This window comes from Micromonospora sp. ATLC20, assembly GCF_057196585.1.
The window spans coordinates 21331-28379 of sequence record NZ_JBXUOV010000071.1; the positions used below are offsets into that span (position 1 = coordinate 21331).

5 protein-coding genes are annotated in these 7049 nt (G+C 74.5%); 1 reads left to right on the forward strand and 4 read right to left on the reverse strand.

Going from position 1 to position 7049, the window contains the following annotated elements; translation table 11 throughout:
* Positions 1–266: 266 nt before the first annotated feature.
* From AC2CHG_RS16795 to AC2CHG_RS16810, 4 genes are read right to left on the reverse strand one after another with little or no spacing between them, the layout of a single operon-like run.
* On the reverse strand, positions 267–1508 hold the full coding sequence (locus AC2CHG_RS16795; RefSeq protein WP_484525077.1) for an MFS transporter: 1242 nt from the start codon (positions 1506–1508) through the stop codon (positions 267–269).
* Positions 1509–1547: 39 nt separating this feature from the next.
* Positions 1548–2129, reverse strand: a complete 582-nt coding sequence (locus tag AC2CHG_RS16800) for an isochorismatase family protein (protein ID WP_355507349.1) — start codon at positions 2127–2129, stop codon at positions 1548–1550.
* 15 nt (positions 2130–2144) lie between these two features.
* Positions 2145–3431, reverse strand: coding sequence for a nicotinate phosphoribosyltransferase (locus tag AC2CHG_RS16805; protein ID WP_120571413.1), 1287 nt, complete (start codon positions 3429–3431; stop codon positions 2145–2147).
* Between the two features lie 16 nt (positions 3432–3447).
* Complete coding sequence (locus tag AC2CHG_RS16810) at positions 3448–6120, reverse strand: LuxR family transcriptional regulator (protein WP_262014870.1); 2673 nt, start codon at positions 6118–6120, stop codon at positions 3448–3450.
* Positions 6121–6409: 289 nt separating this feature from the next.
* Here AC2CHG_RS16810 and AC2CHG_RS16815 point away from each other — a divergent pair.
* Positions 6410–7049, forward strand: a 640-nt coding sequence (locus AC2CHG_RS16815; RefSeq protein ID WP_484525078.1) for a P-loop NTPase family protein, incomplete at its 3' end; no start/stop codon positions are given.

Here is a 7049-nt window from a genome sequence, read left to right on the forward strand (position 1 = left end):
GTTTCGCCCCGCCTCGGGGCGCCCCGGTGATCAAGGGGTTTGTGTCGGTTTGGCCTGCATGAGGGGACACCAACTCCTTGGTCAACTTCCGGGAACGTGGGGTTCCGGCCGGGGCCGTCACGCGACGCTAGTACGGGGGAGTGGTGGTGTCCGGGGTGCGTGGAACCAGCCACTTCCCCGTACCGGCGTCGGCCCCGCCTCGGGGGACGCGAGCTCCTCGATCACGCCGGGCGGGGTGGGCGGAAGGCGTGCGCGAGGGGCGGGGGTCAGCGGGAGGCGAGGGCCAGGTCGGGGTCCACGGGCGGGGCGTCGACCGGGGTGCGGCGGTGGCGGAGCTCTATCGGGAGCACCGCCAGCGCCACCAGCGCGCCGATCGCGCCGGTGACCACGAAGCCCCACGCGGGCGCGGAGGCGTCGATGACCGCGCCGGCCAGCGGTGCGCCGAGCGCGATGCCGACCGTCACGGCGGAACCGTGCAGGCCCATCGCCAGACCCCGGACGGAGGACGGGGCCAGCCGGCTCACCGCGTCGGAGGTGGACGCGATGGTGGGGGCGCAGAGCGCACCGGCCGGGATCAGCGCCAAACACAGCAGCCACCAGTGCGACCCGCCCAGCCCGACCGGGATGGTGGTGAGGCTCAGCGCCGCCATCAGCGCCAGCGGGGAGAACGAGCGGCGTACCGCGCCGTAGGCGAAGCCGCCGGCCAGCGAGGCGACCGCCCAGGCGGCCAGCACGGCGCCGGTCCAGCCGACCTCGCCTCCCTCCCTCAGCACGGCGACCACCGCGACGTCGGTGCCGCCGAGCACCAGGGTGGCGGCGAGGCTGACCGCCAGCACAGCGAGCAGCCGCGGGGTGAGCCATTCGCGGCGGTGCACCGGGCGCTGCGGACCGGCCGGTTCGTCGGCGGCCCGGATCGGCGGGTCGAGCAGCCAGAAGCAGATGCCGGAGGCGACGATGCCGGCGCCGACCGCCCAGAGCGTCAGGCGCGGCGTGACGGCGGTGGCCAGGGCCACGGCGAGCGCCGGGCCGACCATGAACGACAGCTCCACGGCCATCGAGTCCAGCGCGTACGCGGGGCGGCGCTTCTCCACCGGCACCAGCGCGGCGATCGACTGGCGGACCATCGAGAAGATCGGCAGGGCGAGCAGCCCGGCGAAGAACGCGGCAGGCAGCAGTACCGGGTACGGCAGTGTGGGCGCGGCGGACCAGAACAGCGCCTCGGCGACTGTGGTGAGCACCAGCACCGGCCGGAGCCCTCGGCGGTCGATGAGCCGCCCGAGCAGCGGGGCGCCGACCGCCGCGCCGATCGTCGACGCGGCGCCGACCAGGCCGGCGGCGCCGTAGCCGCGGCCCAGGTCGAGCACCACGTAGAAGGTGAGCGTCACCCCGGTGGCGGTCAGCGGCACACGGGCCAGCACCGACACCAGCAGCAACGATCGGAGACCGGGTAGGGCGAGCGCCTCCCGGTAAGGCTTCAGGTTCACGACGGTCCGTACCTCCGGCGCCATCCTGGGGCCGGGGTACGACACCCGCAAGCGATTACCGGGTCAAGCGGTGGCGATCACAGGCTCGCCCACCATTGTCACCCCGGCACCGTCGAGCGCCCGCAGCGCCACGTCGAGCGTGTCCGGCGCGACGGCGGCGGTCAGGTCGAGCAGCACAGTGGTCCGGAAGCCCTCCCGCGCGGCGTCCAGCGCGGTCGCGCGCACGCAGTGGTCGGTGGCGATGCCGACCACGTCGACCCGGTCCACGTCGTGCCGGCGCAGCCAGTCGGCCAGGCACTCGCCGTCGGGCGCGTGGCCTTCGAAACCGGAGTACGCGGCCGCGTGCTCGCCCTTGTGGAAGATCACCTCGACCCGGTCGGTCGCCAGCTCGCTGTGGAACTCGGAGCCGGAGGTGCCGACCACGCAGTGCCGGGGCCAGGAGTCGACGTAGTCCGGCGGGTCGCCGAAGTGCGCGCCCGGGTCGACGTGGTAGTCCTTCGTCGCGACCACGTGGTCCCACCGGTCCGGCTCGGCGGCGAGCAGCCGGGAGATGCCGGCGGCCACGCCGGCTCCGCCACCGACCGCGAGGGAGCCGCCCTCGCAGAAGTCGTTCTGCACGTCCACGATGATCAGGGCGTTCGCCATCTGACGGGTTCCTCCTCAGCTCGCTGGTACGACGGTCACCGGTACGGCGGGATCCCCGGCGGAGAGCTTGAGCCCCTCCCACGGGATCGAGATCAGGCACTGGCGCAGGTGGTCCCGGGACTCCTCCAGCGTGGGCAGCGTCTCCGGCTCGCCCGACACCACGTACGAGTGCTGGAGCAGCCGGTCGTTGGGCTGCCGGTCCGGTACGCCCTGCGGCACGATGACCTCCTCGGTGGCGGTGCCGGTGGGCTTGTGCCGGCGGACCGCGACCTTCCGGCCGCCGATGGTGGCCTTGTGCTCGGAGCGCTTGACCACGGGCCGCCCCTCCACCTCGACCAGCTTGTAGACCAGGCCGGCGGTGGGCGCCCCGGAGCCGGTCACCACCGCGGTGCCGGCGCCGTACATGTCGACCGGTTCGGCGGCGAGCGCGGCGATGGCGTACTCGTCGAGGTCGCCGGAGACGATGATCTTCGTCTCGGTGGCACCGAGCGAGTCGAGCAGCTCCCGGGACTGCTGGGCGATCACCGCGAGGTCGCCGGAGTCGATCCGGACCGCCCGCAGCTCCGGCCCGGCCACCGCGATCGCGTTGCGGATGCCCTGGGCGATGTCGTACGTGTCGACGAGCAGCGTGGTGTCCTTGCCCAGCGTGGCGACCTGGGAGGCGAACGCGGCCCGCTCGTCGTCGTGCAGCAGCGTGAAGGCGTGCGCGGCGGTGCCCGCGGTGGGGATGCCGTAGCGCTGCCCGGCGGCCAGGTTGGAGGTGAACCGGAATCCGGCCAGGTACGCGGACCGCGCCGCCGCGACCGCGGCCTCCTCGTGCGCCCGGCGGGAGCCCATCTCGATCAGCGCCCGGCCCCGGGCAGCGGTGACCATCCGGGCCGCGGCGGCGGCGACCGCGCAGTCGTGGTTGAGCACCGACAGCACGAGCGTCTCCAGCACCACGCACTCGGCGAACGTGCCGGACACGGTGAGGATCGGGGAGCCGGGGAAGAACAGCTCACCCTCGGCGTAGCCGTCGATGTCGCCGGTGAACCGGTAGTCGGCGAGCCACTGCGCGGCCGGCTCGTCCACCACACCGGTACGGCGCAGGAAGTCGATCTCCGCCGGATCGAACCGGAAGTCGCGGATCATCTCGATCAGGCGGCCGGTTCCGGCGACCACGCCGTACCGTCGCCCGGCCGGCAGCCGCCGGCTGAACACCTCGAAGACGCAGCGTCGGTCGGCCGTGCCGTCACGCAGGGCCGCGCTGACCATGGTCAGCTCGTAGTGGTCGGTCAGCAGCGCGGGGCGAAGGGTGCTCACCGCCCCAGCCTAGAGTTCAGCCCGGGTCCGCGCCGTCGTGCCCCGGCATCGACCGCAGGGCGGCCCGCAACTCGCCGCGCCCGGCGACGCCGAGCTTGCTGTAGACGCGCTGGAGGTGGTTCTCCACGGTGCGGGTCGACAGGAACAGCCGCTCGGCGATGGTGCGGCTGGTCACGCCGTCCGCGGCCAGCCGGGCGATCTCCCACTCCCGCTCGCTGAGCGCCGGGCGCAGCAGCCGCAGCGCCGGGGTGGAGATCTCGTCGCAGCGGCGCAGCAGATCCGCGAGGCGTTCCCGGATCGGCCCGGTGGCGCCGGCCCGGACGTGTCGCGTCCGGTGCAGGGCCAGGGCGGTCGCCTCGGCCGCGTACACGATCAGCTCCCGGTCGGCGAAGCCGTCGGCGACCGCGAGCAGCGCGTCCGGCGAGCCGTCGACAGCGGCCCGGCCGAACCGGGCGACGAGCGGCGGCAGGACGCCGTCGATCCGCTCGGAGAGTTCGGCCAGGCGTTGCGCCACGGTGCGCCGCCCACCGTCGGTGCAGGTCGGTCCGACCGGCGCGGCGGCCTGGTCCAGCCGGACCAGGTCGAGCAGGACGAGCAGCTCGTGCCCGGCCAGGCCGTCCTCGCGCAGCCGGTCGGCGAGCGCGCACAGGTGCTTGGTGGCCGCCGGCAGGTCACCGGTGGCGGCCTGGACCGCGCCCCGGGCCTGCTCCAGCCACGGGTAGAGCACGGCCATGCCGGGCGCGTGCGTCCGGTCCGCCTCGGCCATCGCGTCGGCCGCGTGCGTCACGTCCCCGCGCAGCGCGGCGGCCTGGGCGCGCTCGGCGTGCGCGAGGCCCGCGTACACCCGGCTGGTGGCGAGCACCGCGCACGCCTCCAGGCTGGTCCGCAGCGCGTCGTCGCCGCGCCCGCGCAGCCGCGCCGCGTACGCCTGGAGGATGGCCAGGTAGCCGGTGCCGAGCCGGAAGTCACCGGCCCCGGCCAGGTCGGCGAACTCGTCGGCGACTATCGCGTCGATGCCGGGCAGGTCGCCGGAGAGCGTCAGCCGGGTGCCCCGGGCCAGCTCCATGGCGAGCTGGAGGTAGGGCATGTCGGCCCGCCAGCACGCCGCCTCGGCCTGCACCCGGGCGATCGCGGTGGCGCTGCGCTGGTATTGCCCCTGCGCGGCCTGGAGGTGGGCGAGCGTGCAGCGGGCCAGCTCCCGGGCGGCCATCGGGGCGGCGGGCCGGTCCAGCACCTCCTGGGCCAGCCGGACCGCCACGTCGACGTCGAGCCGGTGCAGCCGCATGATGGCCTCGAACGCGCGTACGCGGGCCCGGTCGGCGGGGTCGCTCAGCTCCTCGCCGCGCGCGGCGATCTCCTCCACCGTGGACTCGCGGTTGAGCCCCCAGTAGCTGACCATGCCCCGCACGGTCAGCCACCGGCTGCGTCGCCGGTCGTCGTGGATCTCGCCGGCGACCTGGTCGAGCACGCCGATCGCCTCGTCCGGCCGGTCGCCGAACATGAGGATGGTGGCGAGCAGCTCGGCCGCGTCCGTGCCGCCGCCGGCCTCCAGCGCCGCGCGGGCCAGCCGGGTGGCAAGCGGCACGTCGTACCTGCCGAACGCCTGCACCGCCGCTTCGAGCAGCAGGGCCACGTCCTGTGCCGTACCCGAGTCGAGCCGCCACACGGCGACGCGCAGCAGGTCCTCCCGGCGGCGCTTGCCGACCTGCTCCAACAGCCCGGCCAGGGTGGCCTGGAGCCGGCGGGTGCGGCTGACCGGGCAGTGCCGGCGCATCACCTCGCCGTAGAGCGGGTGCGCCAGCCGGACGTTGAGCCGCCGGTCGTCGTGGACCAGCGCGATGAGCCCGCGTTCCTCGGCCCTCTCCACGTCCGCCGGGTCGACCGCCCGTTCCAGCAGTTGCAGGCCCAGCGGTTCGCCGAACGCGACCAGCTCGACGACCGCCCGGACGCCGGGGGTGAGCTGGCCGATCCGGGTGTCGATCAGCTCGGTGAGATTCGGTGCCAGCTCCAGCGGGCCGGTCCAGGTCCAGAGCCCGTACCTGCGGTTCAGCGCGTCGTCGGCAGCAAGCACCAGCTCCCGCAGCAGCAGTGGGTTGCCGGCGGAGAGCTGGAACAGCCGCTCCGAGGAACAGGCGTCGACCGGGCCGCCCAGGATGGCGGCGAGCAGCCCGGAGGTCTCGGTGCGGCACAGCGGGCCGAGCTCGACCAGGTCGGCCAGGTCGTCGGTCCAGAGTGCCCGGATCGGCAGCGGGACCTGTTCGCCGTTGCGCAGCGTCCCGATGACGTACGCGTTCTCCGAGCGGGCGACCAGGTGCACGAGCGCCGCCGAGGGAGGGTCGAGCAGATGCGCGTCGTCGACGGCGAGCACGATGGGCCGGCCGGCTGCCTGTTCCTGGAGCACGTCCAGGGCCCAGCGCAGGATCCCGGCGGGGGACAGGCCCTGCGGCTGCGAGGCGGGCAGCACCTGGACCAGCCCGCCGAACGGCAGCGCGGCAGTGGTGGCGCTGGCCGCGATGGACCAGATCGCGTACCGCTCGGGGGAAAGCGCGGCCACCCCCTCGCGCAGCAGCCGGCTCTTGCCGACCCCGGCGTCGCCGCTGAAGAGCAACCCGCGCCCCTCGGGGCCGCCGACCGCCGACAGCAGACGGTTGAGTTCATCAGTACGGCCGACGAACTCCCACCTACTCATCGATGCAGCATATCGACCGTGTTCCGTCCGCGTGCGTATCGTCACGCAGTGAAGTTGAGTAATCTGTTCACTACCCGTGAGTATTGGAGTTGTTGGCTGTCGGATGGCCGACACCCTTACTCTTCCGGCAGTCCCCGTACCCAGGGAAGATCCGCGACCGGCACCCCGGTCGCCCGACCGGGAGGCCCACCTGATGACACCGGGTCCGCTCCCTTCGGTCGACGTGCCCGACCCGCGCCGTCAGGCCGAGCCCCCCTCCGGAAGCGCCCCGCTACCGACCCGGCTCGATGTGACAGCGCCCGGTCCGGACGAGCCGATGGCGGTGGTCGTCGCCGGTCCGGCCGGTGCCAACCGGCGCGAGCTGATCGCCGGCCTGCTCGGGATCGACGCCGCGACGCTCGCCGTGCCGCCGGGGAGCAACCTGCTGGTCCAGCACGCCGCCACCGCCACCCGCGCCGCGTACGTCCCGGGCTACCGCCAGCCGCACTCCTACGGCGCCGACCCGCTCGCGGCCGGCCCGGCGCTGGCCCGGCCGCCCCGCCGGGTCGAGCTGAGCCTGCCCGATCCGCTGCTGCGGCACTTCGCGGTGGTCGACACGCCTGACACCGGCACGCTCGGCGTGGCCGGCGGCCGGGTGCTGCGCGACGCCGTCGGCCGGGCCGGCGCGCTGCTCTTCGTGATCTCCGCCGACCAGGCGTTCAGCGCGGCCGAGCTGCACCTGCTGGCCGAGGTGGCGCGTACCCGGGTCGAGGTGTTCTTCGCCGTCACGCCCGGCGTGACCGGCCCGGCGCCGGGCGACGGCGCGCGGGCCCAGGATCGGACGGCGTCCGGCCGGGCCGGGTCCGCCCGCCCGCTCGACCCGGTCTCGGTCTCCATCGAGGCGCACCGCGCGGCGCTGCTGGCCGCCGTGCCGGCGCTCGCCCCGGCCC